The sequence below is a fragment of the Pseudomonas sp. Pseusp88 genome, assembly GCF_047303955.1.
Lineage (GTDB): Bacteria > Pseudomonadota > Gammaproteobacteria > Pseudomonadales > Pseudomonadaceae > Aquipseudomonas.
Genome location: NZ_JBGLYM010000005.1, coordinates 118,661 through 137,616, shown reverse-complemented (window position 1 = coordinate 137,616; position 18,956 = coordinate 118,661). Strand labels below are relative to the sequence as shown.

At 57.4% G+C, this 18,956-nt stretch carries 16 protein-coding genes; 5 read left to right on the top strand and 11 right to left on the bottom strand.

What is annotated here, in order from left to right; translation table 11 throughout:
• Nucleotides 1-104 precede the first annotated feature (104 nt).
• The 9 genes from ACCD02_RS08890 to ACCD02_RS08850 form a co-directional block, all read right to left on the bottom strand.
• A complete protein-coding gene (locus ACCD02_RS08890; RefSeq protein WP_413300484.1) occupies nt 105-1,376 on the bottom strand; it encodes an OprD family porin in 1,272 nt (423 codons plus the stop codon).
• Between the two features lie 254 nt (nt 1,377-1,630).
• Complete coding sequence (locus tag ACCD02_RS08885; RefSeq protein WP_413300482.1) at nt 1,631-2,848, bottom strand: fumarylacetoacetate hydrolase family protein; 1,218 nt, start codon at nt 2,846-2,848, stop codon at nt 1,631-1,633.
• 120 nt (nt 2,849-2,968) lie between these two features.
• Complete coding sequence (locus ACCD02_RS08880) at nt 2,969-4,549, bottom strand: aldehyde dehydrogenase (NADP(+)) (protein WP_413300480.1); 1,581 nt, start codon at nt 4,547-4,549, stop codon at nt 2,969-2,971.
• Between the two features lie 35 nt (nt 4,550-4,584).
• Nucleotides 4,585-6,126 carry a UxaA family hydrolase gene (locus ACCD02_RS08875; RefSeq protein WP_413300478.1) on the bottom strand — a complete coding sequence of 514 codons (1,542 nt, stop codon included), beginning with the start codon at nt 6,124-6,126 and terminating at the stop codon, nt 4,585-4,587.
• 370 nt (nt 6,127-6,496) lie between these two features.
• Nucleotides 6,497-7,465: a LysR family transcriptional regulator gene (locus ACCD02_RS08870; RefSeq protein ID WP_413300476.1), complete on the bottom strand. Its 969-nt coding sequence runs from the start codon at nt 7,463-7,465 to the stop codon at nt 6,497-6,499.
• A 198-nt stretch (nt 7,466-7,663) separates the two neighbouring features.
• Complete coding sequence (locus ACCD02_RS08865) at nt 7,664-8,359, bottom strand: hypothetical protein (RefSeq protein ID WP_413300474.1); 696 nt, start codon at nt 8,357-8,359, stop codon at nt 7,664-7,666.
• A gap of 20 nt (nt 8,360-8,379) precedes the next feature.
• Nucleotides 8,380-9,273 carry a fumarylacetoacetate hydrolase family protein gene (locus ACCD02_RS08860; RefSeq protein ID WP_413300472.1) on the bottom strand — a complete coding sequence of 298 codons (894 nt, stop codon included), beginning with the start codon at nt 9,271-9,273 and terminating at the stop codon, nt 8,380-8,382.
• 3 nt (nt 9,274-9,276) lie between these two features.
• Nucleotides 9,277-10,083, bottom strand: a complete 807-nt coding sequence (locus ACCD02_RS08855) for a fumarylacetoacetate hydrolase family protein (RefSeq protein WP_413300470.1) — start codon at nt 10,081-10,083, stop codon at nt 9,277-9,279.
• Entirely contained in the window at nt 10,080-10,874 is a 795-nt protein-coding gene (locus ACCD02_RS08850; RefSeq protein ID WP_413300468.1) for an IclR family transcriptional regulator, read from the bottom strand. Before ACCD02_RS08850 ends, ACCD02_RS08855 begins: the two co-directional genes overlap by 4 nt.
• A gap of 367 nt (nt 10,875-11,241) precedes the next feature.
• On the opposite strand from ACCD02_RS08850, the gene ACCD02_RS08845 reads away from it, so the two are divergent.
• The 4 genes from ACCD02_RS08845 (at nt 11,242) to ACCD02_RS08830 (ending at nt 15,811) form a co-directional block, all read left to right on the top strand.
• Nucleotides 11,242-12,669 (top strand): MFS transporter, encoded by a 1,428-nt coding sequence (locus ACCD02_RS08845; protein ID WP_413300466.1) that lies wholly within the window; start codon nt 11,242-11,244, stop codon nt 12,667-12,669.
• A 152-nt stretch (nt 12,670-12,821) separates the two neighbouring features.
• Nucleotides 12,822-13,646: a shikimate dehydrogenase family protein gene (locus ACCD02_RS08840; protein ID WP_413300464.1), complete on the top strand. Its 825-nt coding sequence runs from the start codon at nt 12,822-12,824 to the stop codon at nt 13,644-13,646.
• A gap of 304 nt (nt 13,647-13,950) precedes the next feature.
• Nucleotides 13,951-14,952, top strand: a complete 1,002-nt coding sequence (locus ACCD02_RS08835; RefSeq protein WP_413300463.1) for a Gfo/Idh/MocA family oxidoreductase — start codon at nt 13,951-13,953, stop codon at nt 14,950-14,952.
• A gap of 52 nt (nt 14,953-15,004) precedes the next feature.
• Nucleotides 15,005-15,811 carry an IclR family transcriptional regulator gene (locus ACCD02_RS08830; protein ID WP_413300461.1) on the top strand — a complete coding sequence of 269 codons (807 nt, stop codon included), beginning with the start codon at nt 15,005-15,007 and terminating at the stop codon, nt 15,809-15,811.
• A gap of 187 nt (nt 15,812-15,998) precedes the next feature.
• On the opposite strand, the gene ACCD02_RS08825 is transcribed toward ACCD02_RS08830, so the two are convergent.
• On the bottom strand, nt 15,999-16,808 hold the full coding sequence (locus tag ACCD02_RS08825; protein ID WP_413300459.1) for a sugar phosphate isomerase/epimerase family protein: 810 nt from the start codon (nt 16,806-16,808) through the stop codon (nt 15,999-16,001).
• Nucleotides 16,809-17,072: 264 nt separating this feature from the next.
• Here ACCD02_RS08825 and ACCD02_RS08820 point away from each other — a divergent pair, with 264 nt between their 5' ends.
• Nucleotides 17,073-17,864 carry an SDR family NAD(P)-dependent oxidoreductase gene (locus ACCD02_RS08820; RefSeq protein WP_413300457.1) on the top strand — a complete coding sequence of 264 codons (792 nt, stop codon included), beginning with the start codon at nt 17,073-17,075 and terminating at the stop codon, nt 17,862-17,864.
• Between the two features lie 146 nt (nt 17,865-18,010).
• On the opposite strand, the gene ACCD02_RS08815 is transcribed toward ACCD02_RS08820, so the two are convergent.
• Nucleotides 18,011-18,895, bottom strand: coding sequence for an Ldh family oxidoreductase (locus ACCD02_RS08815; RefSeq protein ID WP_413300456.1), 885 nt, complete (start codon nt 18,893-18,895; stop codon nt 18,011-18,013).
• Nucleotides 18,896-18,956: the final 61 nt, after the last annotated feature.

Sequence of the window (18,956 nt, the reverse complement as noted above, 5' to 3'; positions counted from 1 at the left end):
GTCGGCTGCTCCAGCAGCCGACAAACCGCACTAGCCAACTCAGGTAAAAGGCGAACAGTTCCAGCGCTTTTAAGCCTGAAGTACAGCTCTGGATAAGGTTGATGTCAGAAAAGCGAGAGAGGATAATTGATAATCAAACGGTTCTCATTGAAACGGGTATTAGTCCCCCAATCCCGACGCAACGTTGAATTGCGCCATCTGATGTTCAACTCTCGGAGTGCGCCGGATTGAAACACATAGGCAAGCTCACTCTCACGCCCCCGCTCCTGGGCGTCAGTCAGAGTATCAACATGGACATCGCTGCCCTTGATAAACCGGTTCATAAGGGTCAGACCAGGCACGCCCAATACTACGAAGTTATAGTCATGCCGAAGTTGCCAAGAGCGTTCATTGGCATTCTCATAGCTTGAGTTGTAACTATCATTGGCCAGCGTGCCACCCGACGTACCATTGACTTTCATCCAGCCGTCTTGCCCCGATACTTTTTGCAAGCCGACGTAGAAGGTGTGAGCGCCATACTTGGCAGAAAATAGGCCAGACCATGTTCGATTATCAAGATCTCCACTCAGAGAGCGACCTTCATCCTTACCGATGAATCCCATTATATTGGCAACGAGTGTCCAATCGCCTACGGGTTGGCTGTGGATGAGTTGTACCAGTTGCTGGCGATATATATCTTTCAGCTCAGCGTTCCACGTGCCGAGCATCGTACGCTTGTCATTGAAAGTGTATTCGCCTCCAACGAAATTGAACCGGTCAGAGGTGACGCCTGGTTTCTGTGCAAGGAACATTTCTTCCATGCTCGCGTCATTTCGCGGACTGTTGCCACGCAATTGCCCGCCATACAAGGTCACGTTTTCAATTTCGCGAGAGGTAATCTGCGCCCCGCGGAAGGTCTGAGGTAACGAACGACCGTCATCGGACCGCAGAATAGGCAGAGTGGGCATCCACTCACCCACTTTGAGCTCCGTAGCAGAAAGGCGCGCCTTGCCAGCAATGGCCAGACGGCCGAAATCATCCGCAGGGCGGCCGTCGTCATGCACGGGGAGCAGTTGTGTTCCGCGTGTGCCGCGCCCACCATCAAGCTTCAGGGCGTACATACCAATGGCGTCAACACCAAAACCCACCGGTCCTTGGGTAAAGCCTGACTTGTAATTCAGAATGAAAGCCTGGCTCCACTCCTCCGCTTTACCTTGAGTGGCTTTATCACTGACATAATTTCGATTGATATAAAAATTACGCAGCGTCAACGCAGCAGTAGAGTCTTCGATAAAACCAGCATCAGCTGCCTGCGCGCCAATTGCTGTACTGAGCAATGGCAACACGAAACACAGCGTTGAGTGATTGCAAACATTTTCGGATGCGCGGATTCTCATTGTTATTATTCTCATCACAGACAGTTTATATGAGCGCAGCCCTGCGGACTGAAACTCACGGGGGTGGTTCAGAACAAAACTTCCATATATGAATTACTCCCTTGGAACAGAAGGCTTTGAAATAGTCAAAATATAGCGTCAAGGTATGCGACGCCTTGGATATATAGTTGTTTCCCTCAGGACTATGGTTACTGCACTACCAGGCCCCGGACGCCCCTTCGTTCAGGGCGCGCGTTCCTGAAACAGTGCGCGGATCAGGGCTGGCGCGCGGTTACTGCAACCTCCAACAGACCCCGGTGGCCGAGGCTCTCGATCAATGAACGCAAACCAAACTCCCACTGAGGTGCCTGATCGCTGGTGGTCACGCGGTTGCACAGAGTACCCAGCAGAGGGTTACTGATGCTGACTACATCGCCCAGCTTATGGGTAAAGCCGTTGCCGGGCTGGTCGCGATCCTGGTTGGGGGCGAACAGGGTACCGAGGAACAGCACAAGTCCGTCTGGGTATTGATGATTTTCGTTGATAGTTTGCTGCACCAGGTCCTGAGGGTCACGGCTGATCTGGCGCATGGAGCTGCGGCCGGAGAGAATGAAACCGTCCTCGCCCTCAACCCTCAGGTCCACCTCCGCGCTGCGTACATCCTGAAGGCTAAAGCTTTCGTCGAACAAGCGCAGCAACGGACCTAACGCGGTGGACGCGTTATTGTCCTTGGCCTTCGACAACAGCAAGGCGCTACGACCTTCGAAGTCACGCAGGTTGACGTCGTTGCCGAGCATGGCGCCCTTGATACGGCCATCGCTCGACACTGCCAACACCACTTCCGGCTCTGGGTTGTTCCAGCTCGACTTGGGATGCAGACCGATGTCTGCGCCATAACCAACCGCCGACAGCGGCTGGGCTTTGGTGAACACCTCGGCATCCGGGCCAATACCAACTTCCAGGTACTGGGACCACAACCCCTGCTCTACCAGAACTTTACGCAGCGCTTCAGCCTGGGCTGAGCCCGGTACGATCTGCGATAGATCCGCACCAATGCGACTGGCCAGTGACTCACGGACAGCATCGGCTTTGGCGGGGTCGCCCTTGGCCTGCTCTTCCACCACACGCTCCAGCAGACTGGTAGCAAAGGTCACACCGGCGGCCTTCACTGCTTGGAGATCAATGGGGGCTAGTAGCCACGGTTGGCGCGGGTCACGCTGAGCCGGATCACTGTTGTCCAACAACGTTGGCAGCCCGATCAACGGCTCGCCCAACGGCAAACCCCGCAGGTAGGCCACTGGATCAGCCACTTCCAACAGGGCCGAAATGGTCGCCACATGGGTGCTGATATCGTGTACGGCGCCGGCCTTCGCCATTACCACCGCAGGACCCAGGTCCGGCAGCCAGACCCGCCCTACCCAGCTGCCAGCGTCGAATACGCTGGCATCGTAGTTCAATTGCAGCGGTGGGTTGGTGTTCGATCGTTCAGTCATCTGTGTACCCTTACTGTCATTCATTTGAGAAATGCTGGCGATTGCGTTTGCCCGGCGAGAGACCGGCGGCTACCAGCGTCGCGGTACAGCCCGACGGGGCCGGGGCCATACTCACATCAGTCAGCTCAACGCTGCTGTGCCGGGGATACCGTCGATCAAACGCTGGATACCCAGTGGGTTGGAATCCTTCAACGCATCGGGCAGCAGAGCGTCGGGTACGTTCTGGTAGCACACTGGGCGTAGGAAACGGTCGATGGCCAGGGTGCCAACCGATGTGCCGCGCGCATCGGAGGTAGCCGGGTACGGGCCGCCATGCACCATCGCATCGCACACCTCGACACCGGTCGGGTACCCGTTGACCAGCACCCGACCGACCTTCTCTTCCAGCACCCTGAACAGCTGGGCGAAGGTCGGCAGGTCCCGCTCATCGGCCAGCAACGTCGCCGTCAGCTGGCCGCGCAAGGCACTCACCGCGCGCAGCAGCTCGGCTTCGTCCGCTACCTGGATCACGATGGTGCACGGGCCGAACACTTCTTCCTGCAGCAGTTCGTCTTGCTCCAGAAGCAGGCTCACATCGGCGCCGAACAGTTGCGGTTGCGCCTGGTTGCCAGCCTGGGCCTGGCCGCTCAGGTGCTGGATACCAGGGTGCGCAAGCAACGCTTGCAGCCCTTTGCTGTAACTGGTCAGAGTACCGGCGTTGAGCATCGTCTGTGGTGCATGTTCGGCCAAGTGTCCGCCCAGTTGCTCGATGAACGCACTGAAGGCGGCCGAACGAATGCCCAGCACCAGGCCCGGGTTGGTGCAGAACTGACCGCAACCTTGTACCACCGACCCGGCCAGTTCCCTGGCGATTTGCGCGCCACGCGTGGCCAGTGCCTGCGGCAGTACCAGCACCGGGTTGATGCTCGACATCTCGGCGAACACCGGAATCGGTTGTGGCCGGGCGGCGGCCATGTCGCACAGGGCCCGTCCGCCCTTGAGCGAACCGGTGAAGCCGACCGCCTGGATACCGGGGTGCTTGACCAGCGCTTCGCCGACACCGGCACCAAAGATCATGTTGAACACGCCGGTCGGCATGCCGGTTTTTTCTGCGGCGCGGTGCAGGGCTTCAGCCACTTTTTCCGCCGTGCCCATGTGCCCGCTATGGGCCTTGAACACCACCGGACAACCGGCGGCCAGGGCCGCAGCGGTGTCGCCACCAGCAGTGGAAAATGCCAGCGGGAAGTTGCTGGCGCCAAACACGGCCACCGGCCCTACGCCAATACGGTACTGACGCAGGTCCGGACGCGGCAGCGGCGTGCGCGCTGGCAGTGACCGATCGATGCGCGCCCCATAAAAGTCACCCCGGCGCAATACCTTGGCGAACAGGCGCATCTGCCCGCTGGTACGGCCGCGCTCGCCCTGGATACGCGCACTCGGCAACGCCGTTTCCTGACAGGTCAAGGCGACGAACGCGTCGCCCAGGCCGTCCAGCTCGTCGGCGATGGCTTCGAGAAACTCGGCACGGCGTACCGCAGACAGATTTCTGAATATCGGGAAGGCCGCGACCGCAGCGTTCACGGCCTGGTCAACCTCGGCCAACGTCGCTTGATGAAAACCGCCCGGCAAGCGTTCCCCGGTGTGTGCATCGACGCTATAGACCAGGGTGTCGCCCAAGGCGCTGCGCTGGCCTGCAATAAAGTTGTGTCCAGAAAATGGCATGTGCATATTGCCTCGAAAGGGGTGAGAAGATTCGATCAGGTCACGGCGCCGATTTGCCAAGGCACGAACTCGTTCTGCCCATAGCCGTGTTGTTCGCTCTTACTGCGCTCGCCCGAGGCGATGCGCAGCATCTGTTCAAATATGTAGGCACCGCATTGCTCGATGCTGATGCTGCCGTCGGCGATGCCACCGCAGTTCACATCCATGTCTTCACACTGATGCTCGAACACGCGGTTATTGGTGGCCAGCTTGATCGACGGGGCCGGCGCACAGCCGTAGGCGGAACCGCGACCGGTGGTGAAGGCGATCAGGTTGGCGCCGCCGGCGACCTGGCCGGTTGCCGAGACCGGGTCGTAGCCGGGGGTGTCCATGAACACCAGCCCCTTGGCCGTGACCGACTGGGCGTATTCGTATACCTCCACCAGATTGCTGGAGCCGGCCTTGGCCACGGCGCCCAACGACTTTTCCAGGATTGTGGTAAGGCCACCGGCCTTGTTGCCCGCCGAGGGGTTGTTGTTCAACTCGGCGTTCATGCGCTGGCAGTAGGCCTCCCACCAGTGGATGCGGGCGATGAGTTTTTCACCCACCGCCTGGCTGACCGCACGGCGTGTCAGCAGGTGCTCGGCCCCGTAGATTTCCGGAGTTTCGGACAGGATCGCGGTGCCACCCGCCGCTACCAGGCGGTCCACCGCATTGCCCAGTGCCGGGTTGGCAGTGATACCCGAGTAACCGTCGGAGCCGCCGCATTGCAGACCGACGACAAGATGCCGCGCGCTGACCGTCTCGCGCTGCACCTGGTTGGCCTGGGCCAGCAGAGTCCTGACCTGCTCGATCCCTGCCGCGATAGTCTTGGAGGTGCCTCCCACTTCCTGGATGCTGAAGGTGCGCAACTGGGCGCTTGCGGTGAGGCCCTGGGTTTTCAGCAGGCCCTCGATCTGATTGGTCTCACACCCCAGGCCGATGATCAGCACCGCCGCAAAGTTGGGATGCACGGCGTAACCACCAAGGGTACGGCGCAACAGGCCCAGTGACTCGCCGGCCGGGTCGACCGCGCAACCGGCGCCATGGGTCAGTGCAACCACGCCATCCACGTTCGGGAAGGCAGCGAGCGCTTCAGGGTGGATGTCACGGCGGAAATAGTCGGCTACGGCGCGAGCAACCGTGGCCGAGCAGTTCACCGAGGTGAGAATGCCAATATAGTTGCGCGTGGCAACCCGCCCATCGGTACGCACAATGCCCTGAAATACCGCTTCGCTGCTCGGCGTTCTGCGGACATCGACGCCAAAGGCGTAGTCGCGGGCGAAATCACCCATCTGTACATTATGCACATGCACATGGTCACCGGCCTCGATGGCCTGTGAAGCAAAACCGATGATCTGCCCATAACGGCGCAAGGGCTGGCCCTGCTCCACCCGTTCTGTGGCGATTTTATGGCCCGAGGGGATCGGCTGGCGCACGGTAATCGCCTCGCCATCCAGGCGCAGCCCTTGCTGCAAGGCCTGGCGGGCGATGAGAACGTTGTCCAGCGGATTGAGACGGATAACGGCAGGGTCGCCGGTTTTGGCAATCAGTTGCATAGGACCTCTCAGGGCGGCGCGGCTGACTTATTGTTATTGAATGGCCCGTACGGTGACGGCCGAAGTTATGTCTACTGTAAGAACTCTTAAGCAACATTCCCAATGATATAATTCGATCGTGCGATAACCTTGATGTATTAAAAGGAGCAAGGGCAGTTTCCGCCCCCGACAAATCTCATCGCTCGCCAATATAATAAGCACGCATTATCGGAGTGGTTACACACCCCTAAATGCAATCCTGCAAGACCTCAATTGACAATCAATCACGAACACCGGCCACGAGGAAACCGGAAATGATCATAGCGACAAATTTTATTCGGCTGCAGACACTTATATACACCTTTCGCTTATTATCGATATTGACGCCCGATCATCGATAACCTGACAGACTTTGCTCTTCGCGCCGAGCCCAAACGCTCTCCAGTAAAATATCCACGAAGTCTCGAGCTGAAGCGCTCAGAGGCTCGTCCTTGCGGGTGACCACACCATACTCCAACGCCGGAAGATACAAGGGGCTGCGCAAAACCTTGAGTTGACCGTTGGCCAGTTGGGTAGCGACCATAGAACGCGGCAACATGGCGATCATCGGTGCCGATTGCAGCAGCTGCACAAACATCGGCATCGAGATAGTTTCTACACTATTGGCGGGCGTGGTGATCCCGGCGACCCGGAACGCCTGCTCAAGGCGGTCACGGATCGGGGTACCCATCGGGTACAGTACCCATGGCCAATCGCCCAGCGCCGACAGTGGCGCACTGACCAGTTTGCTCAATGGGTGATCACTACTTACCACCAGACTGAAAGGTTCCGGTTCTAGTGGCTGGTAGTTGAATATCTGACTGAAGCGTTCTTCAGTAAAACGGCCAATCATAATATCGAGCCTGTTCTGCTCCAGCATGCTCAGCAGGTGATCGCTGGAGTGTTCCACCACTTCGATCGACAGCAACGGACTGCGGGTCTTGATGGCAGCGATGGCCCGCGGCAGCAACAACGCGGTAGCCGCAAAAATTCCGCCGACACGTATAAAGCCGTGCCCGCCCTTGCGCAGGCGGTTGACCTGATCAACGAACTGTTGTGACTCTACCAGTACCCGCTGGGCGTAACGGACCACATAGTCGCCCAACTCGGTGGGCGGCATACTGCGTGTCAGGCGCTCGAAAAGAGGGAAACCGAACTGATCCTCAAGGTCTCGCAGCATTTTGCTCAACGCTGGCTGACTGAGGCTCATGCACGCGGCAGCGGTGTGCATGTTGCGGGTGCGCGCCAAGGTGTCGATCAGCACCAGGTGCTTGTAGCGAATCCCGTTGCAAAAATTGGAATGGGTAATGTCCGGTGACATCAGCTACAGGCCTCAGGCGAATGAAAAGGCGGGTGATTCTGTGCCGACAGATTGCGCGTCGGCCGGAAAAAATAACGTTACTTGCGGTCGAGAAAAGCAAGCGCGCCAAAAGCCAGACTTGTGACACTTGGCAAAGCGCGCCCGCCTGAGAAAAACGCTCAGGCACTGCCTGCGGTTATCACTGCAGGTCAGCACTCATCAACCCGCGCTGACAGATGTCTTGCAGCGGGTGTATTCCAGTTGATAAAGCGTGGTGCCAACCTGCTGCGCCGGGTTATCCAGCAGGTTGCCGAGATCCGCCAGCAAGCGCTCTCGTACATGTGCTACATAATCGGCGGCGCAGCCTTCGATCATGATGACCCAGGACGGAATTTCAGTACCCTCTGATCGGGCCTTTTTCTCTGCAGTCTCGACCTTGCTGACGGCTTCATCGGCTGTGCCGAAATGGACACCGGTGATTCCCTGCGCATCGACCAGCGGCGGCAGAACTCGATCACGCAACGCCTGCAGAACGTCCGTGCAGCGCTCGGCGGCGACATCAAAACGGATGGTCAACAGGTAAGCGCCATGACCCACGCCAGCGCTATAGTGCACGTCGCAAATCGACCGGGCGACATTGCGGTATGACTGCACGACTTTCTGCGTCCATGGTGTTGGCGCATTGAGGCGAGCAAGATAATCGGCTCCCCCTAACACCTGCACAGAATCGGCCTCGTACAGATTGAAGTAGACTGGCCCTGCATTCAGCGCGATGTACCGCCGTCCGCGCTGAAAGCCTGGAATACCCAAGCGTTCGGGCATGTGTTCACGGTTATGCCACTCATAGAACTCATCCCGAGCTTCAGGGAGAAGATCATGCCAAATTGCAACGACACCCGTTCCTGCAAAACTCATACGTCTTCCTCCAGTCGGCATCAATCAACGTTAGGGTAACGACCAGCAGCCCAGGCTGCGCCCATTTCCGGAACATAGGGCACTACCGTCTGAGACTGTTCGCCCAGCCCTGTGCCCCCGACGCGCATGACGTCCCCTGCCTTGAGAAACACATGCGGTTTCTGACCCAACCCGACTCCCGGCGGCGTCCCGGTGATGATCACGTCGCCTGGCATGAGCGGCATGAAACGGCTCAGATAAGAGACGATGTGCGCAACGCTGAAAATCATCGTCCGGGTGTTACCGTTCTGGAAACGCTTGCCGTTTACCTCGAGCCAGAGATCGAGATTCTGCGGATCGGCAATTTCATCACGGGTCACCAGCCAGGGACCCAGCGGAGCAAAGGAAAAGCTGCTCTTGCCCTTGGTCCACTGACCTTCGTACTCAAGCTGATAGGCCCTTTCGGAGACATCGTTGGCCAGGCAGTAACCGGCAACGTGTTCCAGCGCCTTGCTTTGCTCGATGTGCCAGGCAGGAGAGCCGATCACGATGGCGAGTTCGACTTCCCAGTCGAGTTTCTTGGCATCGCTTGGCAGGATCACCGGGTCGTTGGCACCACTGATGGACCCAGTGTGCTTGTTGAACACCACGGGCTGACTCGGTATGGGCGTATCGGTTTCGGCGGCGTGGTCAGAATAGTTGAGGCCGATACAGATCAGGTTCGGGACATTGCCTACGCATGGACCCAGACGTGTTCCAGGCGGCAGCAGTGGCAGGCGCTCAACATCGATGCCACGCAGTTTCTCGATGCTGGACGGCGACAGCGCTGCCGCGTCTATATCATCGACGATTCCAGAGAGATCCCTGATCCCTCCTTGAGCATCCAAAATTCCAGGCAGTTCTTGTCCTGGCAGACCGAAACGAACCAAGCGCATATGTTACTCCTCAAGAGTTGAGAAAAAGACAGGTAGTGACCCTGCCTCGCCGAACTGAATATCCAGCGGCTGGTGAGTGGGAACTTCTAGAACACCTGCATAGGAGCCGGTGATAACGACCTGACCTGCTTGCAGATCGATTCCACGTACGGATAGAAAATTTGCCAGCCAGACGATTGGCGATACGGGGTCATGATCAGGATGAGCGCCGGAAATGCTTACAGGCTCGACACCGGGGTACCTGAGCGTCACATCGAGATGAACGGGCAGATTGTTTGAGCACAACGAAGTAGCTTCAGGCCCCAGAACAAGGCCATGATTGAAGAGCCCGTCAGCCAGTAGTTGCTCGAACGCCACCTTTTGAGGATCGGTATATCGACAGTCGATTACCTCCAGCGAAAGGTATACCTGACTGATCGAACGGTGGATGTCGTCAGCCGTGTAAGGCGCCGGGCGAGCAGGCAAGTCCACCCCTAGAACGCACGCAAGCTCAGGTTCAATTCGGACGGTGGACGCCGCAAAGTTCAGCGAGTAGTGGCTGGACCGCACAATATCGTCAGAGTAGATCGGCGCGACTATCCATTTGCCAGGCTTGGGCAGTGCACATTTCCAGCCGCCCACTTTCTTTCCAGCCAGCACGCCGACCTGTTGCTGTATCTCAAAGCCTTGCTCCAGGCTCAATGACAAGTCGTCACATGGCAGAGCATCTAACCGACAGTTCGTTCGACGCGCACGCACTAGTTCAGCGGCGGCCTGCAAGATGGTTGATTCAGCCATATCAACGAATGAGGCGTGATCCATCACAGTCATACCGGCACGCTAGCTTGACGAGGCCATACCGTGCCGAGCTTGTTCGCAGCATCTTCTAGCAGTGCGTGCAATTCGGCGTAACGGTCCGGATGCATGCGCAAGACTGGCCCGGCAATGCTCATCGTTCCGACCACGGCGCCGGACGAAATCAATTTCACTGGCACCGCAATCGCCCATACACCAGCCTCGGCCTCTTCCACGACCAGCCCATAACCGCGCTCCCTGGTCGCCGCAAGCTCAGGCAGCAGGCGTTCAATGCTGCTGATAGCCCGAGGACCTTTTCCGATTCCATGGTCTTTACCCAAGCCATTGCGTATAGCAATTTCGACAGCCTGCTCATCAGGCATTGATGCAAGCCAGACCTTGCCGTTGGCAGTGGTGTAGAGATTGATGGGCTGATCCATGGCTGGCGAATACATTAACCCTGGCGCAGCGCCTTGGGCCGAGGCAAGCCATGCCAGACCGTTTTCGCAAACTACGGTCAGACGCACCAACTCGTGAGATATGGCGGCTACGTTTTCAATGATGGGCTGAACCAGTTCAGGCAAGCCTATGCCATTCAGATAACGTTGCCCCAGAAGCGCCAGCTTGAGTGTCAGACGGTACTGGGACGTTGCTTCATCCTGCTCGGCCCACCCCTGCTCTACCAACTGAGCAAGCACACGGTGGGCTGGCCCTTTCTCCATGCCCAGTTCAGTTGCGATATCAGACATTCGCATCCAGCGGGCTTCCCGGGCCAGCAGCTCAATGGCCTCCAGGCAGCGGTCAACTGCACCTTTAACGACTCTCATGGAATTTTTCTCGACTGGTAATCAGCAGCACCATGCTTTGGTTACGCTGTTCTATTTGGAACACAGTTACAATAGTAAGCACTCCGCGCTTGCCAAGTCAACGCAAGCACTACCAAATACTGCCATCTCACTGCGGGCTGACTAATGGCGGGATCAACCAAGCCTGCAGATGGCCGTGAGCTGTGCGCGTCGCGGCGAGCTAAACAATGCAGACTAAATATTCGACGGCCTCTGCATCTCTTTACATAGCGGGTGCCCTCCGTCCTGCCGGGCCGCCGCCCGGGCCTTACCCCTTGACAAAGCTCATTAACCGGGAACAACATTACAACTGGAACGTCGTTACAATAATAAAATTCGGAGACCTCTTATGAGCCAAAGCATTCAGGCCGATTCAAATTTCAACCGTCAGTCAAGGAAGGCCGCAGCGAGCGGCTGGATCGGCTCGGCGTTGGAGTACTACGATTTTTTCATCTATGCCACCGCAGCGGCCTTGCTTTTCCCACAGCTGTTTTTCCCGACAGACAATCCGACCGTTGGCATCATCGTTTCGTTGGCAAGCTTCGGCGTCGGATACATCGCTCGCCCAATCGGAGCCGTGGTATTAGGGCACCTGGGTGACCGGCATGGACGCAAGACCGTACTGGTCTACTGCATGTTCTTGATGGGCTTCTCGACCGTGTGCATCGGACTGCTGCCTACGTACCAACAGATCGGTGTCTGGGCGCCTGCACTACTGATCGTTTTGCGTCTGATTCAAGGATTTGCTGTTGCTGGAGAGGTGTCATGCGCCAGCTCCATGACCTTGGAGCACGCGCCTGATGGACGTCGAGGTTATTTCGCAAGCTTTACGCTTCAAGGCGTCCAAGCCGGGCAACTTCTAGCCGCAGCGGTTTTCCTGCCGCTCGCCCAGTTCATGCCGGCTGATCAATTTGCTGCCTGGGGCTGGCGAATTCCATTTCTGCTCAGCGCCCTGGTACTTGTCGCCGGGTGGATCATCCGGCGTGAAGTTCATGAAGCCCCGGTATTCACCGAGACGCAAACTCATGCCGAGCCCCGCAAATTACCTGTGGTTGAAGTGATCACGCAGAACTGGCGAGATGTGTTACGAGTGATCGCCATGGCGCTGTCTGCGGTTCTTGCAATCGTCGCCTCCGTATTCGGCGCAACCTATGCAGTCCAACCCGCCTACGGTATCGGCTTTCCTTCCGGCGTATTCATGTGGATACCGGTGTTAGGCAATTTGTGCGCCGTAATACTGATTCCCTTCGTGGGTAAGCTCTCTGACAGGATTGGCCGCCGACCTCCGGTGATTGTGGGTGTTCTTTGCGGCGGACTCTTGTCATTTGCCTATCTCTATGCGATCAGTATCCACAACCTATGGCTTTCATTGATTCTCTCGCTCCTCATGTGGGGTGTGGCTTACCAAGGTTTTAATGGTGTATTCCCAAGCTTGTTCCCGGAACTGTTTCGTACACGCGTACGTGTTACCGGCATGGCTATTGGTCAGAATATTGGGGTGGCATGCACAGCGTTTCTGCCAGCCCTGTTCGTATCGATTGCGCCCCCCGGGACGGAGAATATCCCTCTGAAAATCGGAGCATTGACTTTTGGTATCTGCGCAATCTCTGCGATTGCTGCTTTTACTACCCGCGAAACATACCGGATTCGCCTGAAGGACCTCGGAGACCCTAATGCGGTCCCGATGTCCAAAGAGGAATACGAACGGGTGCAGGAACAGTCCACTTCCAGACCGCAGGTCAATGCCGTCCAATCAGTTCCAGCGACACGCTCCTGACAGCCTGTCCTATACCACCACCGCGCCGTTCAATTTCTCTGCACAGCGCTTAGAGTAATACGGCAGTGAATATGCACACGTTGTCAGTAGTGGGGTCCGACATCCCACTACTGACAATTGGCGCGCCACTGCCAACGCCACAGTAGGTTGACATGCATCCACGTATTACCGGCAGCACTCGTATATATGGATTAATTGGCACTCCTCTCAAGAGCGCCAAGTCCCCGATGCTGCTGAACAAGTTGTTTGCCGAAGCTCAGTCTGACGCCATCTGTATTCCAATGGAGGTCGGTACGGGAGACCTGGCTGAGCTTGTCAGAGGCATGCGAGTTATGAGCAACCTTGCCGGGCTTCTGGTCACCATGCCGCACAAGCAGAGCATGCTTGACGTTGTGGACGTTCTTCACCCTACGGCGCGTCAGATCGGCGCAATCAATGTCATTCGTTGTGATAACGACGGACGCTGGGTGGGTGCCGTCTTCGACGGGCTTGGCTGCGTGCTGGGCATGCAGCGCGAAGGCATTACCCTGCTGGGAAAATCCGTTCTGCTCATTGGTGCGGGCGGCTCGGGAAGGGCAATCGCGTTTGCGGTTGCCGCTGCTGGCGCCCGATCGCTGATCATCTCAGACCTGGATGCAAACCGCGCACTGGACCTGGCGCAATGCGTCGCCAAAGACAGTCCGTGCGCTGTGCATGCAGGCCCGGCAGATCCTGCAGGCCATGACATCGTGATCAATGCTACCCCGCTCGGCATGAACCCTGATGACCCGATGCCGATAGACGCAAAGCATCTGGCCTCAACCACGGTGGTGGTCGACATCATTACCAGGTCCGAGCCGACCGCCTTGCTCCTGGAAGCGCAGTCGCGTGGCTGCCGAACCCTTGATGGCCACCCTATGCACGTAGGCCAAGCCCTGCTGGCTTTAGGCTTTCTTGGTTTCGAAGATATAGAGCGTCGCTACTCGAGTGGGCTGTAAGAATCCCATATCACCCGCCCAGATTGTCACCCCGCCCCATCTCTTCATACCTCTAATGAACCAGGTAAAAATGTGCACATGCCCCTGCATGTGCACACTTTTGTGTGGTCGTTGAATTGGCTCTCAACCAAGTCGAAACACACCACCTCCAAGCAAAATGAAATCGACTTCCGTTCGTAATCAGCTCGTGATAGCCTGCTGAACAACCTCGCAATCGTGGCTCGCGCACTGTTACTTTCTGTACTTGACCCGCAATCCCGAGGCATCGGCAAGCTAGTCAGACACTCTTGTTTATAAGGAATGAATGTTGAAAGTCGTTCTTCTGGAAGTAAGCCACTGGCACACCCCGCTCTACCTTGACGCCCTTGAGCGTTTGCCTGATGTGACCGTCACGGCGGTATCTGATGCCACGGGATCGCGTGGTCCAGCCCTTGCTCAACGCTTCGGAGCGCAGCCGTACGATCACTGGAAAAACCTGCTGGATAACGAAGAGGCTGATTTTGCGTTCGCCTTTGGTCCGCACGATGAGCTGTATGCCATGGGCATAGCATTGATCGAACGCAATATTCCGTTCGCGATGGAGAAGCCTTGCGGGCTGACCCGGGACGAAGTTCTGGATCTGTATCGACGTGCTGAAGCCGCAGATCTGTTCGTGGCGGTACCATTGGTTTGGAGACACAGTGAATTACTGAGCCGTCTCAAACAAGCGGCGCTTGAGAGCGGTGCAAAATGGAGGACCCAGTCGTTTCGATTCAACGCCGGGCCGCCTGAACGCTACCTGACGAACAGTTGCTCCTGGATGCTTGACCCGAAACGCTCGGGGGGCGGTTGCACGATCAACCTGGCCGCTCATTTCATCGATCTGGTTCAGGAGATTTCCGGAGAGCGCATACGCAGCGTGTCCGCAGTCATGTATCGCGACCCGCAGCTGACCGCTGTGGAGATTGGCTCAATGATGACCCTGGTGACCGAGAGCGGCTGCATCTGCACCATCGAGACTGGGTACAACTACCCCGGAAATACCCCCGAGCAACGGGAGTACTCCTTTTCATTGTCAACCGATCAGTTCTACGCGCGCTCGACCCCGGATGGCATGCGCCTGACCGACGCTGCCGGCCAGCCAAGTGACCTTCACATGAGCCTGAACTCCGACGTGTATTACGACAACTTCGTAACCGACGTCTTGGCACCTGGCCGAGACACGGCGTATACAGGTGCCGGACTTGCAACGATGCACAGCGTCATGAGTATCATCGAGGCTGCCTATGAGTCAGATCGCCTAGGTGGCGCTCCCATCACGCTCTAGCACCCACGACGCGAGGTTGCTGGCCATGGCCAGCAACAATGAGGATTGAAAATTGTCACATATTGGCCGCTACTTCAACACTCTGGAACTGCTGCTTTCCCATCCAGGCGGTCTCGCACTGTCCGAAATCAGCGAGCAGACCCAAGTCGCCATGGCCACGGCCCACCGCATATTGAGCGCGCTTCGAGAACGAGGCTACGTCTACCAGGACGAACAGGACCACTACCGTCTGACGCTGAAAATCCCCAGCATGGGCGTGAGCTACATCGCTGAAACGGGCTTCGCCAAGATTATGCAACCCTTACTGAACGATCTGGCCAGCGAAACCGGCGAGCACGTTCGGTTGGCGGAGGTTGCTGAGGATCATCTGACCTGGGTACTGCAGGCCACGAAAAATACCAAAGGTCTTCAGTACCGACGCGCCCTGGATGAAAAAATCATTCCTCACACAACTGCGGCAGGCAAAGCGTGGCTTTCCACCATGCGCGATGAGCGTGCCATGCGAATTCTTGCCGCGTGGGACATCGAGAACACCCGAGACTACGCGGGGCCCAATGCGCGCGTTTCGATTCGCGACATCTTTGATGACATCGCCTTGATCCGCAAAGAGGGGTACGCAGTAGTTCGCGAGGAAGGTGAAGTGGGCGTGTGTGTCGTGGCGGCAGCTGTATTCGACACCTCGCGACCAGACAGCTCGGCCCCGGTGGGCACCCTGAGCATCGCCGGCCCAATCGCACGCATGAGAGAGGAAACCCTGGGCGCTCATATAGAAAGCTTGAAGCGGGCGGCCATCAAGGTGGGCGAGCACTGGGCGCTATGGACCTCGGTCAATGGGAATGACTCACTGCCTGGGCGGTAGTGCGCCGCGCATACTGCGGCGATCATGAAAAGCTCCGGCAGGCCCTGTCCCGCAGAACGTTTTATGATCGCGCACGCGCATGTTGCTGGTAACAATGCTGTCGCTTGAACCTGGGGCCTGGTACAGGCCTCAGGGCTACTAGAGCAATCAGGTCACAGGGCCGTAACGACAAGCGACCGAAAGGCGATTACGGAATTTTCCAGCCCTTGGCACGCAGATCCTGCACCCCCTTGTTCAGCTCATGTAGCGCGTTTTCTTCGCGGATGATTTCGAGCACGCAATTTTCAATACCGCAGGTCGCGTGAACGGCCTCGCCCAATCCCACAAAGTCCACGACACCGGTGCCAACCGGATCATGACCCCACACATCCATACCGGTGTCGGACACATGCACAAAGTCGATGGCGGCATGGTACGCCAGCAGACTCGCGACAGGGTCCTCACCGATGTAAGCGGCATTAGCAATGTCGTAGACAACCTTGACCACATCGTCATTGAGGGTGCCTACAACCTCTGCCAGTTCCGGCATGGTGGGGGTAAAGCAATACGGGGTATTTTCCAGCAGCAAGCGTACACCAGCCTGTTTCGCCATGGGAATCAGGACTGCCAGGCTCTCGTACATCCAGTCGTAGGTCTTTTCGAGTGGCGGGGAAATCATGGGACGCCTGGTACCGGGAGATATCACCACTTCCTGAGTACCCCAAGCTGCAGCCAGGTCAATCACCGATTTGATGTGCTCGATGCTCTTCTGACGCATATTTGCGGCGGGACTGGCCAGATTAACGTCATAGCCGCCGGCGTTGAGGGACCTGATCTTTGTGTCGTACTCACGAAGACGCACGCTCGCGGTAGAACGTTCTGCCGTCGAGAGTTCTACCGGCCAGCAATGTGGCGAGCTGACGGGTACCTCAAACACGCGATGCCCGTGCTCGGCCAGCTGCGCAATTGCATCAATTGCCGTGGAGGACCATAGATAGGAGAACGTGCTGATGATCATGTCGAAACATCCTTTCAGTTGAGTATTCGCTGGAGGAAACGGCCATTCGTATTATGGATTTTGTACCTGGACCACTATCGCTGGAGGGAAGACGCGACGATTGGATCTGGGTAGCGGTAGCCACTGCTTTGGCAGGGTAACCAACTACGTAAAAAACGATATCGGAATCGAATTCCATTGTCAATTTGATTGCAAAGAGGAATCTATTTTCGTATTTTACAGATCTCTTTTACCTCAATGTCTAACTATAAGAAGGAGTGCCTAATGAGAGTTTTGGTCAGTGGCGGTAGTAGCGGTATCGGTGCGTCTACATGCCTGAGGATCGCGGAGGCGGCGCTTGCCCGGGGCTCGCAGCCGAAAATTGCGGTATGCGGGCACACACTCACTACTACGCAGGAAGAGGTCGTTCAATCCATCAAGGCTATGGGCGGTATCGCCATCGCATTGTCCGGAGACCTCGGCAATCCTGAGGTGCCCAGCCAACTGGTGGCGGCGGCAGTGGCGGAGTTCGGCGGGCTCGACGCGCTGGTGGCGAATGCCGGCATCGCCAGCCCTGGCGCGATCTGTGATTTGTCCATCGAGGACTGGGACGATATGTTCTCGGTCAATCTTCGCGGCGCCTGGCTGCTTGCCAAAGCCAGCTACCCGTATTTACGCGAGAGCAGAGGCGCGGCATGCTTTACCTCGTCGATGTCTGGCCAGCTTCCGCATGCCGGTTCAGGCGCGTACAGCCCCACCAAAGCGGCACTGACAATGCTTGCTCAGACACTCGCGCTGGAATGGGCACCTGATGGAATCCGTGTGAACGTGGTGTCCCCGGGCATGACCCACACGCCGATGTCCGAAAAAATGTACGCCGATCCCCAGATCAAGAAAGCACGGGAAGCAATCATTCCGTTGGCGAGAATCGGCGAACCCGTGGATATCGCGAACGTGATCGAATTTCTCGTCAGCCCCTTATCCGGATATGTCACAGGACAGGATATCTGTGTCGATGGGGGCTTCTCCAAATCGATACTGAGCCATATTCCGGGCCGACCAAGCTCCAAATCCTAGGCTCGATTGCTTCACTGTGAGTTCAGTACTCAGGTCGGGAGGTGTGTCGGTGATACAGCGAAAGACACACTGCCTTGAGTGTAGGCGGGGCCGTACAGGCCTGTTGTTACGTACGGCGTCGACCTGCATTGTGTCCTTACGCGTTATTACTGGAGTTCATACCCGAAATACATGTAGTCACTGCCATTCGCACCTCGAATCATCCAAGAACAGCCGAATAGCTTCGCCCCTCTTCTACAGACGCTCCATCGCTTTGCTGCACCGGTGCGACTATCGTGCAGGACACCGGTGTTGCCCCCCACAGGTTGGCGGAGGTCGATCAGCAACGCCAGGCTCGCGCCTTTATAGCCACCAATCGGACTCAGACTGCCGGCCATTGCCGCATCGGCATCGGTAGTCGGCTGCCCGTCGGCATCCAATGCCCAACCTGTCGGTAGCGCTACGCTACGGCGCTGCGCGTCGATCACCGCGACCTTGGCTACCACACTTGAAGATTGATCAATCACCAACGGCGGACGCCCTTCGCGCGGGGTAGCAAAGGCCAAGGGGTTAGTGCCGAAAAACGCAGTTTTGCCGCCATGGGGGGCAATCGACGGCGAGGCATTGGCGACCATCAGGGCGACCAGCCCTTGCTCCGCCAGCTCTTCCACAAAATAACCCAGAGAGCCACACGCGTAGGACTGCCCCACCATCAGAGCGGCCATGCCTTGGCGACGCGCGGCCGCCACCAGCAAAGGTAAACCCGACGCCAACGCAGGCTGGGCGAAACCGCTGCGCGCATCGACACGGATCAATGACGGCGCCAGCACTTGAGCGCTCGGCTGCGCGGCGCCATCGACCTTGCCGCACGCAGCGTGGTCGTAATAAGTCGGCAGATAGGACAGGCCGACAATCTGCTGGCCATCGCGTTCGGCAAACGCAATCGAACGCGCTACGGCCCGGGCATTTTCGGGGCTGACATGGCTGCCTATCAGTGCGGTTGTGGCACGGTTTTCGATCTCGGACAGGCTGACAATAAGAGTGGCGGTCATGCGGCGGTCTCCCGATGAATGAGGTGGGTACTAGCCAGCGGTGCCAGCTCGGCAAGCAACT

Coding starts and splice junctions, on each gene's coding strand:
- ACCD02_RS08890 (WP_413300484.1), bottom strand. CDS start 1,376: ATGAGAATCCGCGCATCCGAAAATGTTTGCAATCACTCAACGCTGTGT.
- ACCD02_RS08885 (WP_413300482.1), bottom strand. CDS start 2,848: ATGACTGAACGATCGAACACCAACCCACCGCTGCAATTGAACTACGAT.
- ACCD02_RS08880 (WP_413300480.1), bottom strand. CDS start 4,549: ATGCCATTTTCTGGACACAACTTTATTGCAGGCCAGCGCAGCGCCTTG.
- ACCD02_RS08875 (WP_413300478.1), bottom strand. CDS start 6,126: ATGCAACTGATTGCCAAAACCGGCGACCCTGCCGTTATCCGTCTCAAT.
- ACCD02_RS08870 (WP_413300476.1), bottom strand. CDS start 7,465: ATGTCACCGGACATTACCCATTCCAATTTTTGCAACGGGATTCGCTAC.
- ACCD02_RS08865 (WP_413300474.1), bottom strand. CDS start 8,359: ATGAGTTTTGCAGGAACGGGTGTCGTTGCAATTTGGCATGATCTTCTC.
- ACCD02_RS08860 (WP_413300472.1), bottom strand. CDS start 9,273: ATGCGCTTGGTTCGTTTCGGTCTGCCAGGACAAGAACTGCCTGGAATT.
- ACCD02_RS08855 (WP_413300470.1), bottom strand. CDS start 10,083: ATGACTGTGATGGATCACGCCTCATTCGTTGATATGGCTGAATCAACC.
- ACCD02_RS08850 (WP_413300468.1), bottom strand. CDS start 10,874: ATGAGAGTCGTTAAAGGTGCAGTTGACCGCTGCCTGGAGGCCATTGAG.
- ACCD02_RS08845 (WP_413300466.1), top strand. CDS start 11,242: ATGAGCCAAAGCATTCAGGCCGATTCAAATTTCAACCGTCAGTCAAGG.
- ACCD02_RS08840 (WP_413300464.1), top strand. CDS start 12,822: ATGCATCCACGTATTACCGGCAGCACTCGTATATATGGATTAATTGGC.
- ACCD02_RS08835 (WP_413300463.1), top strand. CDS start 13,951: ATGTTGAAAGTCGTTCTTCTGGAAGTAAGCCACTGGCACACCCCGCTC.
- ACCD02_RS08825 (WP_413300459.1), bottom strand. CDS start 16,808: ATGATCATCAGCACGTTCTCCTATCTATGGTCCTCCACGGCAATTGAT.
- ACCD02_RS08820 (WP_413300457.1), top strand. CDS start 17,073: ATGAGAGTTTTGGTCAGTGGCGGTAGTAGCGGTATCGGTGCGTCTACA.
- ACCD02_RS08815 (WP_413300456.1), bottom strand. CDS start 18,895: ATGACCGCCACTCTTATTGTCAGCCTGTCCGAGATCGAAAACCGTGCC.